The following is a 26,160-nucleotide window of genomic DNA, read 5'->3' as shown; positions in this document are numbered from 1 at the left end:
CACCACGAACCATGGGAGGAACCCAGATGAGCAGATTCAGTCTAGAGGCGGTTTTGGAGAAGGCGGGCAACCCCGTCGAGCTTCTGCGCAATTCAAAAGTCGGCATGTATGTATACCCGGTTGTGGCGCCAGAGTTCACCAACTGGCGTGACGAGCAGCGCGCCTGGCGCGAGTCGGCGGTTCTGTTCGACCAGACGCACCACATGGATGAGCTGATCGTGGAAGGCCCGCAGGCGGAGGAATTCCTCGCCTATCACGGCATCAATGCGTTCGGAAATTTCGACCTGAACCGCGCCAAGCACTATGTGCCGGTCACGCCCAACGGCCATGTCATCGGCGACCACATCATCTTCCGCGAGCGCCAGGACAAGTTCGTCCTCGTCGGCCGCGCCCCGACCTCCAACTGGCTGATGTTCTGCGCTGCCTGGGGCAAGTGGAACGTACGCATCAAGCACGATCCCCGCTCGCCGTCGCGGCCCGAGGGCGAGCGCGTTCTGCGCACCCACTACCGGTTCCAGATCCAGGGGCCCGACGCGCCGAAGATCTTCGAGAAGATGAATGGCGGGCCGATCCAGGAGATCAAGTTCTTCCACGTCGACTGGATCAACATCGGCTCGAAGAAGGTGCAGGCGCTGCGCCATGGCATGTCCGGCGCGCCGGGCCTCGAGATCTGGGGCCCCTACGAGGACAAGAGCTATATCCTGGCGGCCATTCTCCAGGCGGCGCAGGATGCCGGTGTCAATCTGGTGCGCTGCGGCAGCCGCGCCTATTCCACCAACACGCTGGAATCGGGCTGGATTCCGTCGCCGCTGCCAGGCATCTACACCGGTGACGGCATGCTCAAGGATTACCGCGAGTGGCTCGGCGCCGACAGCTACGAGGCGTCCGGCGCGATCGGCGGTTCGTTCGTGTCCGACAACATCGAGGACTATTACGTCAACCCGTTCGAGCTCGGCTACGACTTCTACATCGGCTGGAAGAAGAACGACTTCATCGGCAAGGACGCGCTCCTCAAGATGAAGGGCCAGAAGAACCGCAAGAAGGTCACCTTCGAGTGGAACGCCGAGGACGTCGTGAAGGTCATCGCGTCGGCCTTCAAGCCGGGCGAGGACCACTTCAAGTGGATCGACTTCCCGCAGCCGAACTATGCCTCCACGAGCGCCGACATGGTCATGCATGGCGACAAGATGGTCGGCATGTCGATGTTCAATGGCTATTCCTACAACGAGCGCTGCATGCTGTCGCTGGGTGTGGTCGATCAGGACGTCCAGATCGGCGACGTGCTGACGATGAAGTGGGGCGAGCCGCAGCCGACCGGCAAGACCTCGGCCGAGAAGCACAAGCAGACCGAAATCCGCGTTCGCGTCTCGCAGACGCCTTACGCCGCCGAGGCGCGCACCAACTACGCCGACAGCTGGCGCACGAAGGCAACGGCATAAGGTCGAGCCGCCTTTCCGGCTCGTGCCAACAGCAGAACGCGTGCGGGCGGCGGGTCATTCCGCCGCCCGTCGCTTTTTGTCCATCCGATGGCGCGCCGACACGTTGGCGGGACATGATTATGGGGCCATTGTCCAGCCGTCGATGTTCGAAAGGACAGTCGGCTGACCCCGGTTCGATCAGGCCGGCGCCACCATGTATGCATTTGCCTGCCCCGGCACGGAGCTGCAGTCGTTGACGCGAACTGCGGCCTGGGATGACGGGCGCATCTGCGGGATTGCGTCGCTGCATGTCGCAGTCGGGTTGCGGCCAGCCATCGGCCTCGTGTATACATGAGAACTCAAGGGAGGAAGACCATGGCCTTTTTCAAACAAGCATCGCCCGAGACGCCCGCCGCCGGCTCGGAGGCGCTGCTCGGCAGTTTCGTCGAAGGCTATTCGATCGAGATCATGCCGCGCACGGCGGCCAAGATCGACGACTTCAAGGCGCTTCTGCCCGGGGGCACGCGGGTCTACATCGCCCACATCGAAGGCACCCCGATCGAGGAGATGGTGGAGACCGCGGCGCGGCTTTCGGGTGACGGCTATCCCGTCATGCCGCATTTTCCGGCCCGCATCATCCGCGACAAGGCCATGCTCGAGGACTGGATCCTGCGCTATCGCGACGTCGGCGTGAACCAGGCCCTGTTGCTGGCGGGCGGCGTCACCAACCCGCACGGCGAACTCACCTCGTCCATGGATCTCATGGAAAGCGGGCTGTTCGACAAGCACGGCTACAAGCGCCTGCATGTTGCCGGTCATCCCGAGGGGAACAAGGACATCGATGCCGACGGGTTCTACAAGCAGGTCGATTCCGCACTGCAGTGGAAGCAGGCCTTTTCCGAGCGGACGGACGCGGCCATGGCGATCGCGACCCAGTTCGCATTCGAGGCGCAGCCCGTCATCGACTGGGCGAACCGGCTGAAGGCGGCGGGCATCGCGCTGCCGATCCATGTCGGCATCGCCGGCCCCGCCAAGCTGCAGACGCTGATCAAGTTCGCGATGGCGTGCGGCGTCGGTCCGTCCATCCGCGTGCTCCAGCGCCGCGCCATGGACATCCGCAAGCTCGTGATGCCCTATGAGCCGACCGACGTACTGACCGATCTTGCCGCCCACAAGGCCGCCAATCCGGGCAGTCTCATCGAGCAGGTGCATTTCTTTCCGCTCGGCGGCATCAAGGCCTCGACCGAATGGGCGAACGAAACGGTGCGGACAGGAGCGCTGCGCAAGACCGGTTGACGTTCTGTCTCGGCAGGCGTCGTCCATTCCGTCCGACGGCATTTCAGAACCTTCCCGCCGGCGCGGGCGCCGGCGCGGAAGCAACGGTCACTCGTTCCAAGGCCGGCCGTCGCCCGCAACTTTGCCGGTTCGCAGCACTGTTTCGCGGTTAACCTGACATTCTTGAATATCATCTATGGTCCCGTGCAACGACAAGGCGAATTGCCGGGAGCATGAAATGGGGGTGACCGACGCGTCTCAATCCCTTGGTACGGATGTCTGGGCGCACGCACTGGAGCGGGCCGGTCTTGGCGTGTGGGATTGGAACCTGCCCGCCGGTACCTGCCTCTATTCCGATACCTGGTTCCGGATGCTCGGCTACGAGCCGGGAGAACTGCCGCAAACAGGCGATCTCTGGGTGACGCTGATGCATCCCGAGGATCGCGACAACTCGATCGCCACCGGCGAGCGACACCTGCGCGGTGAAACGCCCCTGATCGAAGTGGAGATGCGACTTCGCCACAAGGCGGGTCACTGGGTGTGGGTGCTCGACCGAGGCGGCGTCGTTGAACGCGACGAGGCGGGCAACCCGCTAAGGGTCGTCGGTGTGCAGACCGACATCAGCAGCCAGAAAGCATCCGAGGCGGCGCTGTCGGCCGTCAAGGAACGGTTCTCGCTGGCGCTTTCGGCCAGCCGCACTGGCATCTGGTACTATGACATCGGTACGCAGTTCAGCTTCTGGGATGTCCATACGCACCTGATCATGGGCTTGCCGCCGAAGGAGGGCACCGTCCCGAGCAAGACCTGGATCGGCTTCCTGCATCCCGACGACCGTGAAGAGGCGATCAGGACTCATGGCGACCTGTCGCTGTTCGATCACGGCGATCGAAAGATGCGCTACCGCATCGTGCGTCCGGACGGCGAGGTGAGGCACCTTGAGACCCTCGCCCGGTTTTCCAGTGATCCGGCGCCGCATGGCAGCATTGTCGGCACGGTGCGCGACGTGACCGAGGAGGTCATGGCGGCGGAAGCACTGCGGATCGAGGAACACCGCCTGCGTGTGACGCTGGCCTCCATCAGCGATGGTGTCGTGAGTGCCGATCAGGAGGGCCGCATCACCTTTGCCAACCCGGCGGCATCGGAGATGCTGGGGCTTGCCGCGGACAGCTTGATCGGCCGCCAAAGCGAGGAACTCTTCTCACAGCATGCGAGGATCGTCGGCCTGCCCGAATTCGATGCGCGGGCGGCCGGACTGATCGTGCTTCCAGGCGCCGACGGGCAGGGAATCCTCGTTCGCTGCACGACGAATTCCATCTCTCGCGCCGATGGCCTGACACGCGGCTTCGTCCACACGCTGCTCGACGTGACCGACGAGCAGAAGACGCAGCGCGAACTCGCCTATGCCGCGCGCCACGATTCTCTGACTTCGCTCTTCAACCGATCCGCATTCGAGGAAGTTCTCGAAACGCGCGTCGTGATGGCGGAGGCTTCGCCTTTCGCGCTTCTCTACATCGACCTCGACCACTTCAAGGCGCTGAACGATTTCGCAGGCCATGCCGCAGGAGACCGCGCACTCGTGCTGATCGCACGGTCCATCGTCGACAGTTTGCCGGCCGGATCGGTCGTCGCGCGGCTGGGCGGCGACGAATTCGCCGCCATCGTGGACTGCACCGGAGATGCCGATGCGCAGTTGCACGCGCAGGCCGTGCTTGCGGCCATCCGCGGCGCCGATCTCGGCAGCAACGCGAACTACCGCCGCCTTGGCGCCAGCGTGGGCATCATCGTCGTGTCCGAAAAGGGGCTGCACGCGCCCGACGTGCTCGCCCATGCGGACGATGCCTGCTACGCCGCGAAATCGGCGGGCCGCAACTGTCTGATCGCGCACACCCAGGACGAAGGCCGTCTCGTATCCCGGCTGACCGCGGCGCGGCTGGTCGGCGATATCGCCGATGCCAAGGAGGATGGCCGCCTCAGGCTCTATGGTCAGGAAATCCGCTCGCTTGCCAGCCCGACCGAGCCGGGAGAAAAGCTCGAGATCCTGGCGCGCCTGGTCGACCGGCAAGGCAACAGCGTGCCCCCGGGGGTCTTCATTCCCGCCGCGGAACGTTTCGGGCGCGCCGCCGCGCTCGACCGCTGGATCATCGCCAAGGTGCTGCGCGACCATGGACACATCATGCGGCCCGGCGGTCTTACGGTCGGCTTCAACCTTTCGGCGCAGACCTTGAGCGATGCGACGCTTTGGGACTATGTGCACGGCCTCGTCCAGGATTGCCGCGCGAGCCCGCAATGCGTCGTGTTCGAGATCACCGAAACTGCGGCGGTCACGAACTTCGAAGCGGCGGAGCGGTTCGTGCGGCAGGCGCGGGGCTATGGCTGCCGGATCAGCCTCGACGATTTCGGCGCGGGGCTTTCCTCCTTCGACTATCTGCGGCGGTTTCCCGTCGACAGCCTGAAGATAAACGGCTCCTTCATCGAGAACCTGCCGACCAGCCGGTTCGACCGCCAGATCGTCTGGTCCATCAGCCGCGTTGCTCGCTCGCTGGGCTACGACGTCATCGCCGAGAAGATCGAGAACGAGGCCACCCTTGGAATCCTTGCCAACATGAACGTGCAGTTCGGGCAGGGCTACCTGTTCCACAAGCCCGAGCCGATCGAGGACATCGTTCGGCGCCGGCTGGATCAGATGGAGCCGAAAGTCGATCGGCGCGCCGGTCGCGGCTGATACGCTTCAGGTCCGCGTCTTCCCCTTCGACAGGAACGCTTCGCGCGCCGAAATGTGTTCCTGCGAGGCGAGGCAGGCGATGTAGGCCTCCATTTCGGCGGCAAGCACCCGGTCGAGCGTGTCGAGGGCGAGCAGCGCTTTCAGGTGCCCCTTGGGACCCGGCAGGTTCGCCGACAGGTCCGCCGCCCAGCGCCGGGCCGTCTCCATGAGGGCCTCGGGTTCGACGACCTCGTCGGCGATGCCGAGCGCACCGGCTTCCTCGGCCTCCACGACCCGACCCGACAGGAGCAACTGCCGCGCTTTCGCGACCGGGACGCGGCTGGGCAGCGTCCAGCCGAGCGCGAGATCCGGCGGCAGGCCGATGCGGCCGAAAGAGGCGCAGAACTTCGCGCTGGTATCGGCGATGACGGCGTCGCAGCAAAGTGCAAGCGAGAAGCCGGCGCCGAATGCCGGGCCGGCCACGGCCGCGACCGAGGGCTTTCGCCCGGCGATCAGCAAGCGCGCGATGTCGTGCAGGATCGCCATGCGCCGCCTGGCGACCTTGGGGTCGCTCGTCATGGCAGAGATGTCGCCGCCCGACGAGAAGCTGCCAGCGGCACCGCTGAGGAGGATGGCAGTGACGGATGCGTCGTCCTGCGCGTCCGCGATCGCCTTTTGCAGCTCGGCGCGCAGAAGATCCGTCAGGGCGTTCTTCTTGCCGGGCACATTGAGGGTCAGGAGGAGGAGGCCGCCTTCCCGTACGCAATCCAGTTCCTGCACGCCGTGTCACCTCCCGAACCGGCCGGTGATCGCTGGACGCCGGCGGACTTGTTTCACACGGCGCAATAGCACGAGAGGACCGTCTGCGTTCAAGCCGTAATCCGGCCGATGCCTTTCCCCGGTCGACGGCAGCGGCGTTGTCGCGGCGGATGCGGCGGACTATGGAAGGGGAATGATACCCTGGATCCACCTCGACAGCGCCCGCGTTCCCGGCGGCGACGAATTGCGGCTCAAGCAGCGGGGCACTGAGTTCTCCATCATGCTTGGAACCAACGAACTGATGAACAGCCGGTTGAGCGGTTCGGAAGAAGCGCTTGCGCGGCTTGCCTGCGCCAGGATCGGCGGTCGCGCCGCGCCACACATTCTCATAGGCGGGCTCGGCATGGGCTTCACCTTGCGCGCGGCGCTTGCCGACCTTCCGAGGGACGCGCGCGTGACGGTCGCCGAACTGGTGCCGGAAGTCGTCGCCTGGGCGCGCGGGCCGATGGCAGGCGTTTTCGAGGGATGTCTCGACGATCCGCGCGTCGCCGTTCGCGAGACCGACGTCATCGATCTGATCCGGCTTGCGAAGGGAGCCTATGACGCGATCCTGCTCGACGTCGACAACGGGCCGGAGGGGCTCAGCCGCAAGGCAAACGACGCGCTGTATGACCATGCGGGGCTTGCGGCGGCGCGCACGGCGTTGCGTCCCGGCGGTGTCCTTGCGGTGTGGTCGTCGGCGCCCGATTCCGGTTTTACCCGCCGTCTCGGGCAAGCGGGGTTCGTCGTCGAGGAAACGCGGGCTCGCGCCCGGCGGGGCGGTGGTGGAGCGCGCCACGTGATCTGGCTGGCCGTGCCTGCGGAACGCCACAGGTGATTTCGAGTTATCCATCCGGCGCCGGATGCAGCCGGACACCAGGCCAACCCCCGAAGAAATGCCGCCTGACGGCTTTTCATTCGACCCGCGCGCAATAGCTTGGGCACATGCTTCTCGATATCCAAGACCTGACCAAATCCTTTCCTGGACCAGAGGGACCAGTGCCGGTCCTGCGCGGTGTGACCTTGGCGCTGGACCGGGGCGAGAGCCTGGCGCTGACGGGCGAGTCCGGCTCGGGCAAAAGCACGCTTCTCCATCTGGTCGCGGGGCTTGACCGCGCCGACGGGGGACACATTCTTCTCGATGGCGAGGACGTGACCGGTCTCGATGATCGTCGACGCGCGGCGTTGCGGCGGACGAAGATCGGCATCGTCTTCCAGCAATTCAACCTGATTCCGTCGCTCGACGTTGCGGCCAACATCGCTTTTCAGGCACGCCTCGGCGGGGCCGTGGACAAGTCCCGCCTCGACCGGTTGACCGTGGCGCTCGGGCTCGAAGCCCACACCCGCAAGTACCCCGAACAACTGTCTGGCGGACAGCAGCAGCGCGTGGCAATCGCGCGCACGCTTGCCGCCAGCCCCCGGCTCATCCTCGCCGACGAGCCGACAGGCAACCTCGACGAGAAGACGGCCGACGAGGTGATGGACCAGTTTCTCGCGCTCGTTGCGGAGACGGGGGCGGCGCTGCTGATGGTGACCCATTCGCCGAGGCTAGCCGGCAAGCTGGGCCGCAACATTCATCTGAGCCAGGGCCGGGTGGCATGACCGGCGCCACGCTTGCCGCTCTCGCCTCGCATTGGGCGCGCAATCCCCTGCAGTTTCTCACACTCGTCGTCGGACTGGCGTTGGCGACCGCTTTGTGGTCGGGGGTGCAGGCGATCAACTCGGAAGCCCGCGCCAGCTACGACGCGGCAGCGGCGACGCTGGGCGAAGGGCAGCTGGACCAGTTGTTGCCGGCGGCCGGCGAAACCATGCCGCAGGATCGGTTCGTCGCGCTTCGCCGTGCCGGATGGCTGGTCAGCCCGATCGTCGAGGGGCGATTGCGGGTGGGGGCGGTTACGCTGCGGCTCGTCGGTGTCGAGCCTCTGACGGCGCCGGGGGGCACCGCGGCCAGCGCGGCCATCGCCGGCAGGGATCTCGCCGACTTCCTGGGAGAGGGAACCCTTGTGGCCCATCCCGAATCCGCCGAACTGCTGCGCGCCGAATTGTCGAACCCGGTGATTTCCGACGCGTCGATTGCGCCCGGGACGGCGATCACCGACATCGCCGTCGCGCAACGCTTGCTCAATCGGGATGGCCTCGTCAGCAGGCTCGTCCTGGCCCTGGCCCAGCCGATTCGGCAGCGGCCCCTGGCCGAGGTGGCGCCGGATCTCGTCCTGCAACGCGCCGACGGCGCGAGCGATGTGGGCCGGCTCACCGACAGTTTCCACCTCAACCTGACGGCCTTCGGTTTCCTGAGTTTCGCGGTCGGCATCTTCATCGTCCATGGGGCGATCGGGCTCGCCTTCGAACAGCGGCGTGGCATGGTACGAACGCTGCGTGCGCTTGGCGTGCCACTGGACCGGCTGATCGTGCTGATGGTGCTGGAACTCGTCGTGCTGGCGACGCTGGCGGGGGCGATCGGGATCGTGCTCGGCTACCTCGTCGCCGCCGTCCTGCTGCCCGACGTCGCGGCGACGATCCGGGGTCTCTACGGCGCGGATGTCGCCGGCACCTTGCAGATTCGCCCGGCCTGGTGGCTTTCGGGCCTCGCCATGGCCATTGGCGGCGCGCTCGTGGCAGCAGCCGGCGCGCTGTGGCGCCTTTCGCGCATGCCGATCCTGGCCAGCGCCGGGGGCAGAGCCTGGGCCGTCGCATCGGGTCGCGGGCGACCGCTCCAGGGGGCGGCGGCAATCGGCCTTTTCGCGCTGGCCGTCCTGCTGTCCTTGCAGGGGGCGGGTCTGGTGGCGGGCTTCGGCATCCTGGCATGCCTGTTCCTCGGCGGCGCGCTTGCCCTGCCGCTCTGTCTCGCCTTGATCCTCAAGGTAGGGCAGTCCTGGTCATCGGGCGTGCTGGCGCTATGGTTCTGGGCCGACAGCCGACAGCAACTGCCCGGCCTCAGCCTGGCGCTGATGGCGTTGCTGCTCGCCATGGCCGCGAATGTGGGCGTGTCCACCATGGTGTCGAGCTTCCGCCTGACCTTCGTCGGGTTCCTCGACCAGCGCCTGTCGGCCGAACTCTATGTCGATGCGGCAGCCGTTCGGGACCGAGTGGCGCTGGAACGCTTCCTCGAAGCGCGCGCCGACGAAGTTCTGCCGATCCTGTCGGTCGAGACCGAACTGGCCGGCCTGCCGGCCGAACTCTACGGCGCGCGGGTTGGCGCGACCTATCGCGAGAACTGGCGCTTCCTCGAAGCTGCCCCCGATGCCTGGGATCAGGTAGCGAAGGGTGAAGCAGTGATCGTCAACGAGCAGCTGTCCCGACGTGCTGGCCTTCGGCTCGGCGACAGCCTGGCGGTTGCACCGGGCACAACGCTGCCCATCGCAGGCATCGTCGGCGACTACGGCAATCCGATCGGCCAGGCGATCGTCGCCGAAGCCTTGTTCCGCCAAGCCCATCCTTCGGTCCTGCCGGCGCGGTTCGGGCTGCGGACGGAGGATGCCGAAACACTGCGCCGTGCACTCGTCGAGGCGTTCGGCCTGCCGTCCTCGTCGATCATCGACCAGGTGGCCATCAAGCGGTTCTCGCTGTCGGTGTTCGAGCGCACGTTTTCGGTCACGGGAGCGCTCAACGTGCTGACGCTGGCGGTCGCAGCCTTCTCCATCCTGATGAGCCTTCTGACGCTGGCGGCAATGCGCCTCCCGCAGTTGGCTCCTGTCTGGGCGATGGGTGTGACGCAACGGCGACTGGCCTGGCTGGAAGTGCTGCGTACGGTGCTGCTTGCGCTCCTGACCGCAGTGCTTGCCATACCGCTTGGTCTGCTGCTGGCCTGGGTGCTGCTCGCCGTCGTCAATGTCGAAGCCTTCGGCTGGCAACTGCCGATGTTTCTGTTCCCGTTCGAATATGCCCAACTGGTTCTGCTGACGCTCGTCGCCGCGGCTGCGGCGGCGTCGTGGCCGGCGTGGCGACTGTCGCGCATGGAGCCGGCGAGCCTGCTCAAGGTCTTTGCCCATGAACGCTAAGCTCCGCTCGCTCCTCCTGTTCTTCTGGCTCGTCGGCGGTGGTGCGGCCCTCGCGCAGGGTTTCGCCGGGCTCGGCACAGATGCCGACGGATTTGCCATGCCGCAGCCCGGATACGCTTTCGCCTTCCCGCAGGATCATGGGGCGCATCCCGATTTCCGGATCGAGTGGTGGTACCTGACCGCGAACCTGGAGGGTCCGGACGGCACCGCCTACGGCCTGCAGTGGACGCTGTTCCGCTCCGGGCTGAAGCCAGGGGAGGCAGAAGGCTGGGGGAGCCCGCAAGTGTGGTTCGGTCATGCGGCGGTGACGAGCGCCACGATGCACAAGGCCGCCGAGCGCTTCGGGCGCGGCGGGACCGGGCAAGCCGGCGTGACGGCAGCGCCCTTCGAGGCCTGGATCGACGACTGGCGGATGGCGGGCGACCTCCTGGGCTCGGTGCAATTGTCGGCGACGGGTAAGGACTTCGCCTATGACGTCACGATGCGCGCCAATGGCCCGTTCGTCTTCCATGGCCAGGACGGCTATTCGGTCAAGTCCGCGGCCGGACAGGCGAGCCACTACTATTCGCAGCCCTTCTTCGAGGTGGAGGGCACGCTGACATTGCCGGAGGGCGAGGTGCCTGTGCGCGGCTCCGCCTGGCTCGACCGGGAATGGTCGTCGCAGCCGCTTGGCGAGAACCAGTCGGGCTGGGACTGGTTTTCGCTGTCCTTTGCGAGCGGCGACAAGCTGATGGGCTTTCGGCTGCGTGACGAGACCGGCGGCGATTTCACGTCCGCGACGTGGATCGAGGCCGACGGCACGGCGACGCCCTATGGCGACGGCGCGCTGGAGGCGACACCTCTCGAGGTGAGCCGGGTCGCTGGCCGCGACGTTCCGACCCGCTGGCGCGTGACCTTGGCGGACCGGGGACTGGACGTGACGGTGGCCGCCTTGAACAGCCAGGCCTGGATGGACCTGGCCGTCTCCTACTGGGAGGGGTCGGTGGTCGTGAGCGGCAGTCACGACGGCCGCGGGTACCTGGAGATGACCGGCTACGAGACGCCTTAGCGAGGGTCCGTTCCGCTGCCTTTTTGGCAACGCAGAGGACGACAATCGATGATTGTTTGGAACGCCCACGGCTGCAACACTCTTCGCGTTGAGGAGACCGAACAGGCGCGATGGCCTACATCATCACCGAGCCCTGCATCGACGTGAAGGACGGCGCCTGCACGGCCGCCTGTCCCGTCGACTGCATCTACGAAGGCGGCCGGATGTTCTACATTCATCCCGACGAGTGCATCAATTGCGGGCTCTGCCTGTCGATCTGCCCGGTCGATGCGATTGTCTGGGACGGCGAGATGAAGCCGCACCACAAGCCGTTCGAAGCGGTCAACCGCGACTTTTTCGGGGACGAGGTGACGGGCTGGCACTCCCCCGGCGGCTGGGACATGACCCGCAGGACGGAACTGGATCATCCGCTCGTGGCCGGCTGGACTCGACCGCCCGGCGATCAGTCCGCGTAGTGCCGCCGGACCACTTCCGACAGGAAACGGGCATTGTCGCGCTGGTGACCGAGCTTCGCGGCTGCGGCGCGCGCTTGCGCGACCAGCTCCTGATGCGCCACCTCGAAATCGACCGTGACCAGTCGGCCGCTCTCGATGATCGTGCGACCGCCGACGACAAGGCCGCGCACCTGGCCGGCTGTCATGCGGCCGAGCAGCATCTGCGCCTCGTCGAGGTCATCGAACATGGCGTCTTCCACCATGGCGGCGTAGTCGACGACCACGAGATCGCGGGCCGGCGCCTGGTTGACGACGGCGGCACCGCGCAGGATCGCGGCGTCGAAAATCCCGGTCGTCGGGATCGCTGGTTCCAGCCCGCGTCCGCCATGCAGGAGATGGAACAGGCGCATCTCTCGCCAGATGTCCTGGTCGTCGTCGAAGCCCGTTCCGTCCAGACCGATGGCGCAGGAAAGCCCGGCGGCGCGGATCGCCTCCATGGGTGCGACGCCGGAGCGCAGGCGCAAGTTGGCCGAGGGATTGCTGGCGAGGATGACGCCGCGCTCTGCCAGCAGTTCGCATTCGTCGCGGCGGAGCTGCACGCCATGCGCCACCGCCAGCCGTGGCGAAAGGAAGCCGATCTCGTCGAGAAACTTCACAACCCCTTGCGGGAACCTGCGGTCGAGCCATGCGCGCTGGCGCGGGCTTTCCAGCAGGTGCATGTGGATCCGCCGGCCGGTGCGCGCCGATGCGTCGGCAATGGCTTCGAGGAGCGCGTTGCTCGCCCATTGCGGGCCGATCGGGCCGTATTGAACGTCGACCATCTCGGAGTCATGCGCCTTGGCGATGGCGTCGACAGCGGCAATCTGCTCCGCGATCGGTGCGTAGGTTGGCGCGAGACTTTCGACCCGCGTGCAGTCGGCAGCGGAAAGGCCCGGCAGCAGCTGCGGAAGCCCGCCATAGACGAAGGGCGAATCGTCGAGGAGGGGGCAGGACAGCCCGAGCCGGATGCCGACATCGCGCGCCGCCCGAACCACGTGGCCCGCTTGGTCGACCAGCGTCGCCACGTTGAGCGAATTGTGGCAGTGCATCGTCGCGCCGCAACCCGATCTGGCGATCCGGCCGAACGCGACGAGTGCTTCCAGGTAGGGATCCGTGGGCGGGCGAAGCCGCATGAACGGGATCCAAGGTTCCAGCGCATCGTCCAGGCCGCCGAAATCGAAGGGCCGGATGCCGTAGCCGTGGTCGTGGGCGTTGACGGGGGCGGGGAGCGCGAGCAGGCCAGGGCCGGCGACGCTGTTGCCGGTGACGGCCAGGCCGTCGGCGCCGGCCGTGACCACGACGTCGCGCAATGCGGGCGCATGTCCCGGCGTCGGCAGATAGCGCTCGACGGCGATGGTCACGCTCATCGGTTCAAGACCTCGTGGATGTCCTTGCTGTAGGCGACCAGTTCGGCCGCGATATAGTCCACGAAAGCCTGCGTGGCGCCCGTCAAGGGACGGTTGCGAGGAACCATGACGGAGATTTCCAGCTCCTGGAGACGGGAACCGGCGATCGGCAGGGCCACGACGCTGCCGTCGCGCAGTTCGTTCAGGAGGCCGATCGGCGTAAAGAAGGCGACGCCGACACCGGCCAGGATGAGCGGCTTCAGCATCATCTGGTTGTTGGTGGCGACGAGCGTGCGGCCGGTGCGGTCGAGAGCTGCGAGTTCGATGGAGATCATCGAGCTCATCACCTCGTTGTCGAGCTGGAGGAGCAGATTGAACTGCGCGCACTCCTGAAGGGTGACGGACTTCGACCTCGCCAGAGGATGGCTGCGCGAAACCATGGCCATCAGCGGCATCGGCACGCCCGCGACGCGGCGGATGTCTTCGGGTCGGGCGAGATCGAAAGTGATGCCCACGTCGACATCGCCGTCGGCGACGAAGCCGAATATCTGGCTGTAGTTGTCGTTGCGGATCCTGAGGTCGATCGCCGGGTGAAGCTGGTGGAAACTCATCACCCGTTCGGGCAGGAACTGGACCGAGAGGCTGTCGAGGCAGGCGATATGGACGCGACCGGTCTTCTTGCCCTTCAGGTCGCCCAGCTCGCCGCGCATGATGTCGAACTGGTGAAGCGTCTCGCGTGCGTGGCGCAGCGCGATCTGGCCGGCCCGGGTGAGGCGCAGGCCGCTCGGAAGCCGCTCGAACAAGGGCGTGCCGAGTTCGTCCTCGATCTTCTGGATCTGGCGGCTGACGGCGGAACTGGCGACGTGCAGTTCCTCCGAGGCCTTGCGGATCGAGCCCGCGCGCGCCACGGCGACGAAGTAGCGCAAGACGGCGGCATGCATGATGGCGGGTCGCTCCTCCTGATGATGGTCAGGGCGAGCCTAACGTCCCTTCCAGACCGGCGCACGCTTTTCGTTGAAGGCGCGCACACCCTCGGTGGCGTCTTCGCTGGCGAGCGCGGCAACCAGGGCGGGGGTCCGCAGCGCCTGAGCCTCGGCCGGAGAAAGGTGGCCGGTGCGATTGACCGTCTGCTTGATGGCGCGCAGCGAGAGCGGCGCGTTGGCGACGATGTCGGCCACCCAGCGGTCCACCACCCGGTCCAGCTGGTCGGCCGGCGCGACCTCGTTGACGATGCCGAAGCCGGCCATTTCGGCAGCCGAGAAACGGCGGCCGGTCAGCATGACACCCATGGCGAGATTGTGCGGGATCTTGCGCTGGAGCAGCACCATGCCGCCGTCGAGCGGCATGCGCCCGACCCGTCCCTCGGGCAGGCCGAATTGAGCCTTCTCGGAAGCCACCACGATGTCGCAGCCGAGCACCATCTCGAAGCCGCCGCCGAGCGCGTACCCGTTGACGCGCGCGATCACCGGGATGTCCAGCGTGCGGCGATAGGCGATGCCGCCGAAGCCATATGGCCGCGCGTCGGCCCAGTATTCCAGTCCCGACTTGCCGACGTCCTTCATGTCGGCGCCGACGCAGAAGGCCTTTTCACCCGCACCAGTGAGGACGATGCAGGAGATGTCGCGGCGTCGTTCGAGTTCCTGCCAGGCGGCCTCGAGTTCGGATTCATGAGCCGGATCGATGGCGTTCAGCCGATCGGCGCGATCGATGACGACACGCGCGACGCGGTCGGCAATGTCGAGCCGGACGCTCATGCCACGCCCCTGAGACGCTCGCCGGAGAGGGTGCCGAGCACCTCGTCATTGTGCTGGCCGAGACGCGGCGGCGCCTGCCGGACCGCGACCGGGGCCGCCGACATGTCGATCGGGCTGCCGATCAGCCGGATCGGGCCCGCCGGCGTGTAGCCGGCGTCGAGGATCATGCGGTTGACCAGCGTCTGTTCGTCCTCGAGCGCCTCGGCCAGCGTGCGCACCGGCGCGCAGAGGATATCGACCTTCTCCAGCCGGGCGAGCCAGTGATCGCATCCCATCTCGGCGAAGCGCTTGCGGAACACGGCCTGGAGCTCGGCCTTGTGCTCCATTTGCCGGTCGAGATCGGCGAAGCGCTCCTCGGTCGACAAGTCGTCGATCTCCAGCGCCTCGCAGATGTCGCGCAGCGGGTTCTGCTTGAAGGCGCCGACCATGACGATCGGCCGGTCGGTGGTCTCGAAGACCCCGGTCAGCGGAAAGGCGCCCCAGTTCAGGTCCTTGCCGCGCATCATGTGGGCGGCGCCTTCCTGCATCTGCATGGCGAGCATGGAGTTGTAGAGCGAGACGGAGACAACCTGGCCGAGCCCGGTCTTCTGACGTTGCAGGAGTGCCAGCAGCACGCCCTGGACCAGATGCATGCCGGCGGAGTAGTCGCACAGCGCGGTGGAGTAGATGGCGGTGGGCAGCGACGCGTCGGACTTGCGCGCCATGACGCCGGTCATCGCCTGGGCCAGAACGTCCTGGCCGCCCTTGTGGACGTTGGGACCTTCGAGCCCGAAACCGGAGCCGATGGCGAAGATGATGCCGGGGTTGCGCGCCTTGAGGTCCTCGTAGCCGAAGCCCATCCGCTCCATGACGCCCGGACGAAAATTGCTGACGACGACGTCGGCGCCGTCGAGGATTTCGAGCACCTGCGTCTTCGCCTCGTCCGACTTCAGGTCGAGCGCGACGCTCTTCTTGTTGCGGTTGAGCGAGCAGAAGATCGGGTTGTTCAACCCGTCCGGGTCCGAGCCCAGAGACCAGCGCGACAGGTCGCCGATCTTGTCCTTCTCGATCTTGATGACGTCGGCGCCATAGTCGGCGAGCATCTGGGTGCAGCACGGCCCCATCATCACCTGGGTGAAGTCGATCACCTTGATGCCGTCGAGCGGGAGGTGGTTCATTCCGCGGCCTCCAGAAGCATGGCGTTTTCGGACGGCACGTCGCCCGGATCGGCGCCCTGCGCGCGCATCTGGCGCTGGATGGCCGCCACGTCAGCATGGCGGACCTTGACGCCGGCATTGAGCGCGACGGTGGCGGCGATGCCGGCCGCCTCGCCCATGGCCATGCAAGGCGGGATCTCACGGCTCGACTTCTGCGCCTGCGGCGTCGCGGAATAGTGCCGGCCGGCGACGATCAGCTGGTCGACCTCGCGCGGCAGCATGGCGCGGTAAGGCGTGTAGTAGTCGCGGCCGCGGCAAACCGTGTCGGCGAAATGGCGGCGCTGCATCACGTCGTCCTTGGTCACGACGTATTCGCCTTCCAGCATGCGCGTCTGGCGCACGCCCGTCTGCGGCGCGAAGTCGACGACATAGGCCCTCTCGAAGCCCGGCATGTTCTCGCGGGCGAAGGTCATCAGGCGCTCCATGCGGGCGCGGCCTTCGAGTTCGACCGCGGTCAAGTCGGCGACCTTCAGCCCGTGCAGCTTGGGCACGTGCGGGCAATTGAGCCACACCACGCCGGGCAGCGGTGTCTTCAGCCACCAGAAATTCCAGCAGCCGCCGATGATGCGCTTGGCCTCGTGGTCGAGTTTCGCGAACTCCTCCAGCTTCTCGAACTGAAAAGCCTCGGCGCGATCGGTGTCGACACCGCCCCAGCGCGAGACGGTCGTCAGGATGAACGAGCTCTCCTGCGATTTCGCGCCGGCGCTCGACGCGACGTCGAGGTCGCCCGTCGCATCGATCACCACGTCGCCGAGGATAGCCTGGCGGCCCTCCTTGGTCTCGCAGACCACACCCTTGATGGCGCCGTCCTCGACAATCGCGGAGGAGAACCAGGAATGCGCGCGTAGCTTGACGCCGGCATCGCCGATGACGGCGTAGGAGGCGCGCTTGAAGGCGTCGGGATCGAAGGCGGCGGCGAAGCAGGCGGGGTGCGGCATCGTCTGCGTATGGAAATCGAACAGGCCCCAGCGCGCCCATTTGCGCCACATCGCCTCCGTCTCGCGGACGCCCGGCTTCAGATCCTCTTCCGGCGGGGTGACGCACAGACCCCAGGATCGCATCCGGTCGATCATCTCCATGCAGATGCCGCGCACGGTGACTTCCTCGCCATTGTGCATGTCGTCCAGCACCAGCACCATGCCGCCGGAGGCGAGGCCGCCGAGATAGGGATAGCGCTCGAGCAGGGTGACGCTGGCGCCGTTGCGTGCAGCCGATACCGCCGCCGAAATGCCGGCCGGTCCGCCGCCGACCACGACGACGTCAGAGCGGTCGGCCACCTTCGCTTCGCGCGCGGCTTCCTTGATGGTCACGGGTACCATGATGTTCCTCCGGTTTCGTTTGGCAGGCCGTCCCGTCTCAGTGGACGTCGGACGCCTTCCACCTGATGAGGCGCGTCTCGGCGATCGAGACGAGGGTGAAGAGCATCACGGCGAGCAAGGCCGCCGTGAAGACCGTCGCGTAGAGCAACGGCGAGCGGAAATTGTAGGTGGCTTCGATGATCAGCGCGCCAAGCCCGAAATTGGAGCCGATCCACTCCGCCACGATCGCGCCGATGACGCAGGTCGTACTGGCGATCTTCAGCGCGGCGAAAAGGAAGGGCAGGGAACTCTGGATGCGTACCTTCCAGAAGATCTCGGACTGCGAGGCGGACAGAACCCGCATCAGGTCGAGCGTGGCGGGCGTGACCGCCTTCAGGCCGCGCACCATGTTGACCAGCGTCGGGAAGAAACAGATCAGCGCGGCGATGATGATCTTGGGCAGGTATCCGCTGCCGAAGATGAGGACGAGGATCGGCGCCACCGCGATGATCGGGATCGTGTTGATGAAGACGGCGATCGGATAGAAGGCCTTTTCGGCGGTCCGCGAGTGGACGAACCAGATTGCCAGAAGGATGGCGATGAGGTTGCCGAAGATGAAGCCGAGCACGGCTTCGAACAGCGTCGGCCAAAAATTGCTCCACAGCGTCCAGCCGTCGTCGCGGAAGGATCGCAGCACGTCCAACGGGCCGGGCGCCATGTAGGTCGGCACCGAGAAAGCCCACACGACGAACTGCCAGCTTCCGATGAGCCCGATCACGGCCAGCAGCGCCGGCAGCTTGTCGCGGAAACGGTCGGCGAAGCCAAAGAAACCGTTCTGCGGCAGGGCAGCGGATCGATGTGCGACGTCGGCCATCAGCATTCCTCCAGAAGGCGGCGCAGATGCGCCGTGATCTGCACGAATTCGAGCGTGTCGCGCATGGCGAGGTGGCGCTGCGCGGGAAGGTCGACCGTCACGAACTCCTTCACGCGGCCGGGGTGGGAGGCGAGCACGAGCACGTGCTGGCCGAGGAAGGCGGCTTCGGGGATCGAATGGGTGACGAACATGATCGTCGTGCCGGTCTCGCGCCAAATCCGGAGCAGTTCCTCGTTGAGCTTGTCACGCGTGATTTCGTCAAGCGCCCCGAAGGGCTCGTCCATCAGGAGAATCTTCGGACGCGAGACGAGAGCACGGGCAATTGCCACGCGCTGCCGCATGCCGCCGGAGAGCTCGGACGGAAGCGCCTTCTCGCGTCCCTTGAGGCCCACGAGCTCGAGCAGTTCGGCGGGTTCGGCGTGGGCCGATCCGCCGCCGCCAACCTCGAGAGGCAGGCGGACGTTGTCGATGGCGTTGCGCCAGGGAAGCAGTGTGGCGTCCTGGAAGACGAAGGAGAAGTTGCGCTCGCGCCTGGCCTGTTCCGGCGACCTGCCCAGCACGGTGATCTCGCCCGACCTGAGCGGCACGAGATCGGCGATGGCGCGCAGCAGGGTGGATTTTCCGCAGCCGGACGGCCCGAGCATGGTGACGAGGGAGCCGGCGGGGATGTCGACCGACACCCCCGACAGCGCCGTGACGGCGCTGTCCCGTTCGCCGAACACGACGTCGACGTCGCGAACCGAAACCGCCACGTTCGCCTTGTCCTCGGATGCCGCGGGCATGGCGGCCGATCGGGCCAGCGCGCTCGCGTTCATGACCTCAGCCAACCTTCTTGCGGATGTCGGCGGTGGCTTCGAGGATCGACAGCGTCATGATGTCGTCGACCGTCGGCACGGAGCCCTTGAACTGGTCGAGATCCGCATAGGTCTTGAGCTGCGCTTCCCAGTTGGCGCGGTTCATCGTGCCCCATCCATCCGCCTTGGTGGTTTCGCCGAAGCTGAACTCCAGGACGGGCTTGACGGCTTCGAGCTCGCTCGCCTTGTCGAGGTTCGGGTAGGCGGCGACCAGCATCTCGACGGCCTCTTCGGGATTTTCCTTGGCGTAGCCCCAGCCCATCGCAGAACCGGTGATGAATTTCGCCAGCACGTCCGGCGTCTCGGCGATGGCCTTGTCGTTGGCGAAATAGACGTTCGCATAGAGCTGGATGCCGGTGTCCCACAGCATCATGTCGACGCGGTCGTCGCCCAGGATCTTCAGTGCATTGGTGTTGGTGAGCCAGCCGGTGACGGCCTGGGCCTGGCCGGTGAGGAGCTGGTTCATGTCGGCGCCCATGTTGACGAGCGTCACCTGGTCTTCGGAGATACCGTTCTTGGCCAGAAGGGCGCGCGCCAGGATATAGGCCGTCGGCTGTGTGGCGATGGTCTTGCCGATCATGTCCTTCGGCTCGCGGATGGCGTCCTTGGCGAGCGAGAAATAGGTGAAGGGGTGCTTCTGGTAGCCGCCCGCGATCGCCTTGATGGGAATGCCGGCGGAGCGGGCGAGCATGACGGAGGGGCTGGAGGACGTCTGTCCCACCATTGCCTGACCGGAGGCGACGCTGGCCACGCCGTCGACGTTGGGACCGCCGGCCGTGATCTCGAGCTCGACACCCTGCTCGGCATAGAAGCCCTTCGCCTTGGCGACGACCTCGCCCAGAATGCCGTTGGACGCGAGCCAACCGAGCTGCATGTTGACTTTGGCAGGCGATTGCGCGGAAGCGCGCGTGACGTTGATCAGGCTGTGGGTGGCGACCAGACCGCCGACCGTGGCGGCAGTCTGGAGGAATTGACGGCGCGTGCTGCGGAATTCAGGCATGTCGATCTCCCGTTGATGGACCCTGGCGCGTTCCCGTGCGCCGGCTTAGCTCTCGGGTCGGGGCAGATGATGTGGCGTCCGGTCGTTCGAATAAAGTAGAAAGATTAGGACCGGCCATTGCCGATCTGGCAACGCTCAAGGCGTTCACGGCTAAGGCGATGACCTGAAGCCCATGGCGCAGGGCAATATGCGGCCATCTCCCTTCCGGACGAGCGCCGCGTGGCCGCGGCTGGACTTTCGCCAGCTTTGGCTCTCAAGCCGTCAGGGACGACCAACGCCATTGCTGGAGCCGCCCCGACTATTGGCTGCAAGAAATTTCATTGTCCGCGATTTCGTTCACATGTGCTTGACAGCCGTATGGCCCGCTGATTGTATTCGGGTCGTCGCGACAATATTCGCGATGTGAAATTTCTTGCAAACATCTTGCGTTGCTGGCAGCATCGGGGTGGCGGCAAGAGCCAAAGTGGAGGAGACAATGAGAAAAATCCGACTGGCCGGGCCCTTGGCCGCGGCAATGACGACGGCTGTCCTCGCCTCGACGGGTGCGGCGAATGCACAGAGCAAGTTCCAGTGCGAACCGGGCGAGACCTTCATCATGAACGTGATGGTTTCGGCGCATCCCTACTGGGTTCCTGTTTATCAGGGCTTCAAGCAGGCAGCCGCTGCGATGGGCTGCCAAACGGTCTTTTCGGGTACGCCCGACTACGACATCACAAAGCAGATCGCGTCGTTCGAGCAGGATCTGGTCAAGAGCCCGTCTGGCGTTCTCCTGCATCCGATGCAGTCCGATCCGTTCATCGAGCCGATCGACCGGGCGATCGACAGCGGCGTTTCGGTCGTCACCTTCGCGGCCGATTCGCCCAACTCGAAACGGACCGCCTACATCACCTCCGACAATCTCGCCGAGGCGAAGTTCGCGGCCGAGGAAATCGTCAAGCAGGTGGGCGACAGCGCCGAATACGCGGTCTTGGAAAATCCGGGGCAGAGCAACCACGATCTGCGCGTGACGGCGCTGATCGCCTATTTCGAGAAGAACTATCCCAACATGAAGCTGGTCGGTCGCCAGGCGACCAACCAGGATTCCAACGCAGCCTATCGTGCCACGGCCTCGATCCTCCAGGCCAACCCCAACCTCGCCGCCATGTGGATCCCGGAGGCGGGGTCGGCCGAGGGTGCGGTGGCTGCCGTGCTGGAGGCCAAGGCGAAGGTGCTGATCATGCACGCCGACGTCACGCCGACCACGCTCGAGCACATCAAGGCCGGCAACATCCACATGTCGCTCAACCCCAATCAGGGCGTTCAGGGCTTCATGGGCTTCATCGCCACGTTCCTGGCGACCCGCCCCGACCTGTTCGACCCGTTCAACGACTACAAGGTGTCGGGCTACAATCCCATGCAAATCCCGTTCATCGACAACGGTTTTGCGGTCATCACGAAGGAGAACGCCGACTCCTTCGACCTCAATGCCTACATGCAGGGCCGCGATCCAAGCTGACGTCGTCAGCCATCCGAGACGGCATCCGCGCGCAAGCCCGTGCGGATGCCGGTTCCTACCGCACAATCAAGGGCCAACGGAATGTCGACCGTCGATCGCGACGACCCGATTCTGAAGATCACGAAGCTGACCAAATCGTTCGGTCCCATCAAGGCGCTTCGCGGCGTGGACTTCGAACTACGGCGCGGCGAAATCCATGCGCTTGCGGGCGAAAACGGCGCCGGCAAGTCGACGCTCATGAATATCGTCGACGGCATCCTGAAGCCCGACAGTGGCGAAATCCGGCTCGACGGCGTTCCGATCAACATCACGTCGCCTGCCATGGCGCAGAAGCTCGGCATCGGCTTCGTCCATCAGGAGATTGCACTGTGCCCGGACATCACCGTGGCCGAGAACATCTTCATGGGCGTTACGAACACCAGCCGATCGCCGCTGATGGATTATCGTGCGCTGGAACGACGCGCAGGCGAAATCCTGCATCGGCTGGGCGACATCAATCCCGCCGCGCTGGTGGGCACGCTGCCGATTTCCCAACAGCAACTGGTCGAGATCGCCAAGGCGCTGACGCTCGACTGCCGGGTGCTGATCCTCGACGAGCCGACCGCGGCGCTCACCGAGCGCGAGTCCCGGGTGCTGTTCGACATCATGCGCAAGCTGGCCGCGCAAGGCATCTCCATCATCTACATCTCGCACCGAATGGTCGAAATCTTCGAGAACTGCCATCGCGTTACCGTCCTGCGCGACGGGCAGTACATCACCACCATGAACGTCGCTGAGACCACGCCCGGAGACGTCGTCCGCGCCATGGTCGGGCGGGTGATCGACAGCCTGTATCCGCCCAAGCTGACCGCCGAGGAACAGTCCGACGAGATCATCCTCGACGTGCGGGGGCTGACCGAGCGCAGCCGTTTCAGCGACGTGTCGTTTTCGCTCCGAAGGGGCGAAATTCTCGGTCTGGCCGGGCTTATCGGGGCAGGGCGCAGCGAAATCGTCAAAGGTCTCTGTCGTCTCGAAGGCGAGGTCTCGGGGGAGGTGACGCTGCACGGCCGGCGGCTGCGACTGAGGCACTATGCCGACAGCATCGCTGCGGGGATCGTCTACCTCTCGGAGGATCGAAAGGGCGACGGACTGTTTCTCGACATGTCGATCGCGTCCAACGTGTCGGCGCTCAAGCTCGAACAGGTCGCGAGAGGGGGCGGGATCATCGATGAGCGGGCGGAGGCCGATCAGGCCGAGACACTCGGCGCACGGCTGAACCTGAAGTACGGCCATGTCGGCCAGCAGGTGTCGTCGCTGTCCGGCGGAAACCAGCAGAAGGTGGCGATCGCCAAGATGCTGTCCGTCAACCCCAAAGTGATCTTCCTCGACGAGCCGACACGCGGCGTCGACGTCGGCGCCAAGGCCGAGATTCATCGGATTCTGCGCGACCTCGCCCGAACCGGCGTCGGCATCGTGGTCATTTCGTCGGAACTGCCCGAACTCATCGGCGTGTGCGATCGAGTGCTGGTGGTGCGGGAGGGGCGCCTGGCCGGAGAGGTGACGGGTGAAGCGATGACGGAAGATCGGATCATGTACCTTGCCTCGGTCGGCAACGAACGGCGGCTGGCATCATGAAGGCGGAGGAAACGACGACGATGGCAACGCCGCAGGCGGAGAAGATGGATCGTACCGGCAGCGGCGCGGCCGGGACCATCAGGCGGCTGCTGCGGATGCGCGAGACCGGGCTGATCCTGATCATTCTCGTCCTGTTCATCGCGATGTCGTTCGCATCGCCCTACTTCCTGACCTGGAACAACATGCGCGCGATGGCGATGGCCTTCGCTGTCGAGGGGATCGTCGTGGTCGGCATGACCATCCTGCTCATCTCCGGCGGTATCGACCTGTCGGTGGGCTCGGTGACGGCGCTGGCGATGGTGATCGCAGGCCTGCTCTTCCTCAACGGCGTCGATCCGTGGATCGCCTCCGCGATGGCGATCGCGGCATGCACGGCGATCGGCGCCGGCATGGGCTTCTTCGTCACGCGCGTCGGGCTGCACCACTTCATCGTCTCCCTGGCGGTGATGGTGATCGCGCGCGGGCTTTGCCTGCTCGGCACCGGTGGGCGACCGATCGGCCTCTACACGCTTCCGCCCGAATTCAAGTTCATCGGCCAGGGGTCCATCGGCGTCATTCCGGTCGTCATCGTCATCTTCGTCGTTGTCGTCCTGGTCTTCGACTTCCTGCTCCGTCGGACGACGATGTTCCGCAAGGTGTTCTACACCGGCAGCAACGAGAAGGCGGCGGCCTATTCCGGCATCCGCACCAAGAAGGTCGTGTTCCTGACGACGACGCTCTGTTCCGGGCTCTGCGGCGTGGCCGGGATCATCTACATGGCCCGGTTCGGCTCGGCGCAGCCGACCTTCGGCATCGGCATGGAACTCAACGTCATCGCCGCCGCGGTGATCGGCGGCGCCAGCCTGTCGGGCGGCACCGGCACCATCCTGGGCGCGATCCTCGGCACGATCCTGCTTTCGGTGGTGTCGAGTTCGCTCGCGCTCCTCGACGTCTCGGTCTACTGGCAGGACATCATCCGCGGCTCGATCCTTCTGAGCGCGGTGACGATCGATCACTACATCAACAAGCGACGTGGCTGACATGACGGACAACAAGGACGATTTCGAAGCGATCCGGCAAATCTACACCGTGTTGATGCTCCACTTCATGGACGGCATGAAACAGTCCGACATCGCCTCGGCGATGAACCTGTCGGCTTCCAAGGTGAATCGGCTGATCGCCCAGGGCCGCAAGCTCGGCATGGTCAAGATTTCCGTCGAGAGTCCTTTCCAGCGTCTGGTCGAGCTCGAAAAGCGGCTCACGGACAGCAGGGGCGTGTCGAGCATCGTCACGCCGGCCGTCGCCGGCAGTCCCGACACGACCTTGCAGCAGGTGGGGCGCGCCGCCGCGAACCAGGTCCTCGAAACCTTGCGCGATGGCGACGTGATCGCGATCACCGGCGGGCGGGCCGTCAGTGCCGTGGTGGAGAACATGCAACCGGAACGCCGGTTCGATGTGACGGTGGTGCCGCTGACGGGCGGCGTTCAGGGCAAGTTCTACACAGACGTCAACCATCTGGCTTCGCGCCTGGCCGAACGTCTGGGCGGCCGCACGATGCTCGTGCACGCGCCGCTGTTTGCCGAAAACCAGGACCAGCGCGACATGCTGATGGAGATGACGTCCATCAAGGAAGTCTTCAATCTGGCCCGCAAGGCGACGATCGCACTCGTCGGCATCGGCTCCATCGTGACGCCGGGCTCGAGCTACTACGATCTGCATCCCGTTCCCGACCTCGACCGGGAGGACCTCATTCGCAATGGCGCGCGCGGGGAGTTCCTGGCGCATCTGATCCGGGAGGACGGGACCATCGCCGATCATCCGCTCAATTCGCGCCTCGTCGCGCTGGCGCCGGGCGAACTCGAGCAGTGCCCGCGCAAGATCGGCGTCGCGGCCGGTCCAGCCAAGGTACTGCCGATCCGCGCTGCCCTCAACGGCCGGTTCCTCGATACGCTCATCGTCGACGAGGAGACCGCCGCATCGGTGCTCGAAACCTTGGAGCCTTTTCAGAATGTCGCATGAGATGTTGATACGCGAGGTCGGTCGTTCCGGCGTGAAGGCATCCGCCATCGGACTGGGAACCTGGGCCATCGGGGGCTGGATGTGGGGTGGGACCGACGAGCGGACCTCGATCGAGGCGATCCAGGCCTCGATCGACGAAGGTGTGAGCTTGATCGACACGGCGCCAGCCTATGGGCAAGGACTTTCCGAGGAGATCGTCGGAAAGGCGATCGCCGGCCGGCGCGACTCGGTCGTGCTTGCGACCAAATGCGGTCTCGTCTGGCACACGACGAAGGGCAATCATTTCTTCGACTATGACGGCAGGCCGGTGCATCGCCATCTCGGGCGGGAGTCGATCTTCTTCGAAGTCGAGCAAAGTCTGCGCCGCCTCGGCACCGACCACATCGACCTTTACATCACTCACTGGCAGGATCCGACCACGCCGATCGAGGAAACGGTCGACGCGCTGCTGGACCTGAAACGGCAGGGCAAGATCGGGTCCATCGGGGCGAGCAACGTCTCCACCGGCGAACTGGACGCCTATGTGGCGACGGGGGCGCTCGACGCGATCCAGGAAGAGTACAGCATGGTGAAGCGCGACATCGAGCGGACGCTCCTGCCGGTCTGCGCCAAGCACGGGATCTCGACCCTCTCCTATTCGTCGCCGGCGCTGGGCCTCTTGTCGGGGCGCATCGGGCCGGAGCGCACGTTTACGGGCGATGACCTGCGCAAGGACAATCCGCGGTTCTCGACATCCAACCGGGCAAAGGTGGCTCGCCTGATGGCGGAGATCGCGCCAGTCGCGGCCGCGCATGAGGCGACGCCGTCGCAGATCGTCATAGCCTGGACCATCCAGCAACCGGGAATCACGTTCTCGCTCTGCGGCGCTCGCAATCCCGAGCAGGCGAGGGAGAATGCGAAGGCCGGACGCATCCGCCTATCGAGCACCGACATCCGGACCATAAGCGAGGCAGCGAAGCGGCACCTGATCGACCTCGACGCCTGAACGAACAGCCCAACAGCAAGGACCAACGCCGTCTC

Annotated in this window: 22 protein-coding genes; 13 read left to right on the top strand and 9 right to left on the bottom strand. The window is 65.5% G+C overall.

The window, feature by feature from the left end; genetic code table 11:
- Positions 1-26 precede the first annotated feature (26 nt).
- The 3 genes from ligM to EJC49_RS15975 all read left to right on the top strand — a co-directional run bounded on the left by ligM (position 27) and on the right by EJC49_RS15975 (position 5,415).
- On the top strand, positions 27-1,439 hold the full coding sequence (gene ligM / locus EJC49_RS15985; RefSeq protein WP_126700940.1) for a vanillate/3-O-methylgallate O-demethylase: 1,413 nt from the start codon (positions 27-29) through the stop codon (positions 1,437-1,439).
- A gap of 354 nt (positions 1,440-1,793) precedes the next feature.
- On the top strand, positions 1,794-2,714 hold the full coding sequence (locus EJC49_RS15980; RefSeq protein ID WP_126700939.1) for a methylenetetrahydrofolate reductase: 921 nt from the start codon (positions 1,794-1,796) through the stop codon (positions 2,712-2,714).
- Between the two features lie 217 nt (positions 2,715-2,931).
- Positions 2,932-5,415 (top strand): EAL domain-containing protein, encoded by a 2,484-nt coding sequence (locus EJC49_RS15975; RefSeq protein ID WP_170314743.1) that lies wholly within the window; start codon positions 2,932-2,934, stop codon positions 5,413-5,415.
- Between the two features lie 6 nt (positions 5,416-5,421).
- On the opposite strand, the gene EJC49_RS15970 is transcribed toward EJC49_RS15975, so the two are convergent.
- The gene (locus EJC49_RS15970; protein WP_126700937.1) at positions 5,422-6,174 is read right to left on the bottom strand and encodes an enoyl-CoA hydratase/isomerase family protein; all 753 of its coding nucleotides are present in this window, start codon (positions 6,172-6,174) and stop codon (positions 5,422-5,424) included.
- Between the two features lie 172 nt (positions 6,175-6,346).
- Here EJC49_RS15970 and EJC49_RS15965 point away from each other — a divergent pair, with 172 nt between their 5' ends.
- The 5 genes from EJC49_RS15965 (at position 6,347) to fdxA (ending at position 11,693) form a co-directional block, all read left to right on the top strand.
- A complete protein-coding gene (locus EJC49_RS15965; protein WP_126700936.1) occupies positions 6,347-7,030 on the top strand; it encodes a spermidine synthase in 684 nt (227 codons plus the stop codon).
- A 107-nt stretch (positions 7,031-7,137) separates the two neighbouring features.
- On the top strand, positions 7,138-7,794 hold the full coding sequence (locus tag EJC49_RS15960) for an ABC transporter ATP-binding protein (RefSeq protein ID WP_126700935.1): 657 nt from the start codon (positions 7,138-7,140) through the stop codon (positions 7,792-7,794).
- Positions 7,791-10,190, top strand: a complete 2,400-nt coding sequence (locus tag EJC49_RS15955; RefSeq protein ID WP_126700934.1) for an FtsX-like permease family protein — start codon at positions 7,791-7,793, stop codon at positions 10,188-10,190. The genes EJC49_RS15960 and EJC49_RS15955 overlap by 4 nt, the downstream gene beginning before the upstream one ends.
- Entirely contained in the window at positions 10,180-11,238 is a 1,059-nt protein-coding gene (locus EJC49_RS15950; RefSeq protein ID WP_126700933.1) for a lipocalin-like domain-containing protein, read from the top strand. The genes EJC49_RS15955 and EJC49_RS15950 overlap by 11 nt, the downstream gene beginning before the upstream one ends.
- A 110-nt stretch (positions 11,239-11,348) precedes the next feature.
- Entirely contained in the window at positions 11,349-11,693 is a 345-nt protein-coding gene (gene fdxA / locus EJC49_RS15945; protein ID WP_126700932.1) for a ferredoxin, read from the top strand.
- On the opposite strand, the gene EJC49_RS15940 is transcribed toward fdxA, so the two are convergent.
- From EJC49_RS15940 to EJC49_RS15905, 8 genes are read right to left on the bottom strand one after another with little or no spacing between them, the layout of a single operon-like run.
- Complete coding sequence (locus EJC49_RS15940; RefSeq protein WP_126700931.1) at positions 11,681-13,078, bottom strand: amidohydrolase family protein; 1,398 nt, start codon at positions 13,076-13,078, stop codon at positions 11,681-11,683. The genes fdxA and EJC49_RS15940 overlap by 13 nt on opposite strands.
- Positions 13,075-13,998 (bottom strand): LysR family transcriptional regulator, encoded by a 924-nt coding sequence (locus EJC49_RS15935; RefSeq protein ID WP_126700930.1) that lies wholly within the window; start codon positions 13,996-13,998, stop codon positions 13,075-13,077. Before EJC49_RS15935 ends, EJC49_RS15940 begins: the two co-directional genes overlap by 4 nt.
- A 39-nt stretch (positions 13,999-14,037) precedes the next feature.
- The gene (locus EJC49_RS15930) at positions 14,038-14,811 is read right to left on the bottom strand and encodes an enoyl-CoA hydratase-related protein (protein WP_126700929.1); all 774 of its coding nucleotides are present in this window, start codon (positions 14,809-14,811) and stop codon (positions 14,038-14,040) included.
- Positions 14,808-15,968 (bottom strand): CaiB/BaiF CoA transferase family protein, encoded by a 1,161-nt coding sequence (locus tag EJC49_RS15925; protein ID WP_126700928.1) that lies wholly within the window; start codon positions 15,966-15,968, stop codon positions 14,808-14,810. Before EJC49_RS15925 ends, EJC49_RS15930 begins: the two co-directional genes overlap by 4 nt.
- The gene (locus tag EJC49_RS15920; RefSeq protein ID WP_126700927.1) at positions 15,965-17,326 is read right to left on the bottom strand and encodes an FAD-dependent oxidoreductase; all 1,362 of its coding nucleotides are present in this window, start codon (positions 17,324-17,326) and stop codon (positions 15,965-15,967) included. The genes EJC49_RS15925 and EJC49_RS15920 overlap by 4 nt, the downstream gene beginning before the upstream one ends.
- Positions 17,327-17,363: 37 nt before the next feature.
- Positions 17,364-18,179 carry an ABC transporter permease gene (locus EJC49_RS15915; RefSeq protein WP_126700926.1) on the bottom strand — a complete coding sequence of 272 codons (816 nt, stop codon included), beginning with the start codon at positions 18,177-18,179 and terminating at the stop codon, positions 17,364-17,366.
- Complete coding sequence (locus EJC49_RS15910) at positions 18,179-18,994, bottom strand: ABC transporter ATP-binding protein (RefSeq protein WP_126700925.1); 816 nt, start codon at positions 18,992-18,994, stop codon at positions 18,179-18,181. Before EJC49_RS15910 ends, EJC49_RS15915 begins: the two co-directional genes overlap by 1 nt.
- 4 nt (positions 18,995-18,998) lie before the next feature.
- Entirely contained in the window at positions 18,999-20,033 is a 1,035-nt protein-coding gene (locus EJC49_RS15905) for an ABC transporter substrate-binding protein (RefSeq protein ID WP_126700924.1), read from the bottom strand.
- Between the two features lie 475 nt (positions 20,034-20,508).
- Between EJC49_RS15905 and EJC49_RS15900 the strand changes: the two genes are divergently transcribed.
- The 5 genes from EJC49_RS15900 to EJC49_RS15880 all read left to right on the top strand — a co-directional run bounded on the left by EJC49_RS15900 (position 20,509) and on the right by EJC49_RS15880 (position 26,125).
- Positions 20,509-21,528, top strand: coding sequence for a substrate-binding domain-containing protein (locus EJC49_RS15900; RefSeq protein ID WP_126700923.1), 1,020 nt, complete (start codon positions 20,509-20,511; stop codon positions 21,526-21,528).
- 81 nt (positions 21,529-21,609) lie between these two features.
- A complete protein-coding gene (locus EJC49_RS15895) occupies positions 21,610-23,142 on the top strand; it encodes a sugar ABC transporter ATP-binding protein (protein WP_126700922.1) in 1,533 nt (510 codons plus the stop codon).
- Between the two features lie 44 nt (positions 23,143-23,186).
- The gene (locus tag EJC49_RS15890) at positions 23,187-24,161 is read left to right on the top strand and encodes an ABC transporter permease (RefSeq protein WP_126700988.1); all 975 of its coding nucleotides are present in this window, start codon (positions 23,187-23,189) and stop codon (positions 24,159-24,161) included.
- 1 nt (position 24,162) lies between these two features.
- Positions 24,163-25,140, top strand: coding sequence for a sugar-binding transcriptional regulator (locus EJC49_RS15885; RefSeq protein WP_126700921.1), 978 nt, complete (start codon positions 24,163-24,165; stop codon positions 25,138-25,140).
- Positions 25,130-26,125, top strand: coding sequence for an aldo/keto reductase (locus EJC49_RS15880; RefSeq protein ID WP_126700920.1), 996 nt, complete (start codon positions 25,130-25,132; stop codon positions 26,123-26,125). The genes EJC49_RS15885 and EJC49_RS15880 overlap by 11 nt, the downstream gene beginning before the upstream one ends.
- The last annotated feature ends 35 nt before the right edge of the window (positions 26,126-26,160 follow it).

The sequence above is a fragment of the Aquibium carbonis genome, from assembly GCF_003970795.1.
GTDB lineage: Bacteria > Pseudomonadota > Alphaproteobacteria > Rhizobiales > Rhizobiaceae > Aquibium > Aquibium carbonis.
This window is presented reverse-complemented; position numbering and strand designations above follow the sequence as displayed.

Coding starts and splice junctions, on each gene's coding strand:
- EJC49_RS15960 (WP_126700935.1), top strand. CDS start 7,138: ATGCTTCTCGATATCCAAGACCTGACCAAATCCTTTCCTGGACCAGAG.
- EJC49_RS15900 (WP_126700923.1), top strand. CDS start 20,509: ATGAGAAAAATCCGACTGGCCGGGCCCTTGGCCGCGGCAATGACGACG.
- EJC49_RS15955 (WP_126700934.1), top strand. CDS start 7,791: ATGACCGGCGCCACGCTTGCCGCTCTCGCCTCGCATTGGGCGCGCAAT.
- EJC49_RS15920 (WP_126700927.1), bottom strand. CDS start 17,326: ATGGTACCCGTGACCATCAAGGAAGCCGCGCGCGAAGCGAAGGTGGCC.
- EJC49_RS15935 (WP_126700930.1), bottom strand. CDS start 13,998: ATGCATGCCGCCGTCTTGCGCTACTTCGTCGCCGTGGCGCGCGCGGGC.
- EJC49_RS15975 (WP_170314743.1), top strand. CDS start 2,932: ATGGGGGTGACCGACGCGTCTCAATCCCTTGGTACGGATGTCTGGGCG.
- EJC49_RS15965 (WP_126700936.1), top strand. CDS start 6,347: ATGATACCCTGGATCCACCTCGACAGCGCCCGCGTTCCCGGCGGCGAC.
- EJC49_RS15880 (WP_126700920.1), top strand. CDS start 25,130: ATGTCGCATGAGATGTTGATACGCGAGGTCGGTCGTTCCGGCGTGAAG.
- EJC49_RS15885 (WP_126700921.1), top strand. CDS start 24,163: ATGACGGACAACAAGGACGATTTCGAAGCGATCCGGCAAATCTACACC.
- EJC49_RS15940 (WP_126700931.1), bottom strand. CDS start 13,078: ATGAGCGTGACCATCGCCGTCGAGCGCTATCTGCCGACGCCGGGACAT.
- EJC49_RS15980 (WP_126700939.1), top strand. CDS start 1,794: ATGGCCTTTTTCAAACAAGCATCGCCCGAGACGCCCGCCGCCGGCTCG.
- EJC49_RS15895 (WP_126700922.1), top strand. CDS start 21,610: ATGTCGACCGTCGATCGCGACGACCCGATTCTGAAGATCACGAAGCTG.
- EJC49_RS15890 (WP_126700988.1), top strand. CDS start 23,187: ATGGATCGTACCGGCAGCGGCGCGGCCGGGACCATCAGGCGGCTGCTG.
- EJC49_RS15910 (WP_126700925.1), bottom strand. CDS start 18,994: ATGAACGCGAGCGCGCTGGCCCGATCGGCCGCCATGCCCGCGGCATCC.
- fdxA (WP_126700932.1), top strand. CDS start 11,349: ATGGCCTACATCATCACCGAGCCCTGCATCGACGTGAAGGACGGCGCC.
- EJC49_RS15905 (WP_126700924.1), bottom strand. CDS start 20,033: ATGCCTGAATTCCGCAGCACGCGCCGTCAATTCCTCCAGACTGCCGCC.
- ligM (WP_126700940.1), top strand. CDS start 27: ATGAGCAGATTCAGTCTAGAGGCGGTTTTGGAGAAGGCGGGCAACCCC.
- EJC49_RS15930 (WP_126700929.1), bottom strand. CDS start 14,811: ATGAGCGTCCGGCTCGACATTGCCGACCGCGTCGCGCGTGTCGTCATC.
- EJC49_RS15915 (WP_126700926.1), bottom strand. CDS start 18,179: ATGGCCGACGTCGCACATCGATCCGCTGCCCTGCCGCAGAACGGTTTC.
- EJC49_RS15925 (WP_126700928.1), bottom strand. CDS start 15,968: ATGAACCACCTCCCGCTCGACGGCATCAAGGTGATCGACTTCACCCAG.
- EJC49_RS15950 (WP_126700933.1), top strand. CDS start 10,180: ATGAACGCTAAGCTCCGCTCGCTCCTCCTGTTCTTCTGGCTCGTCGGC.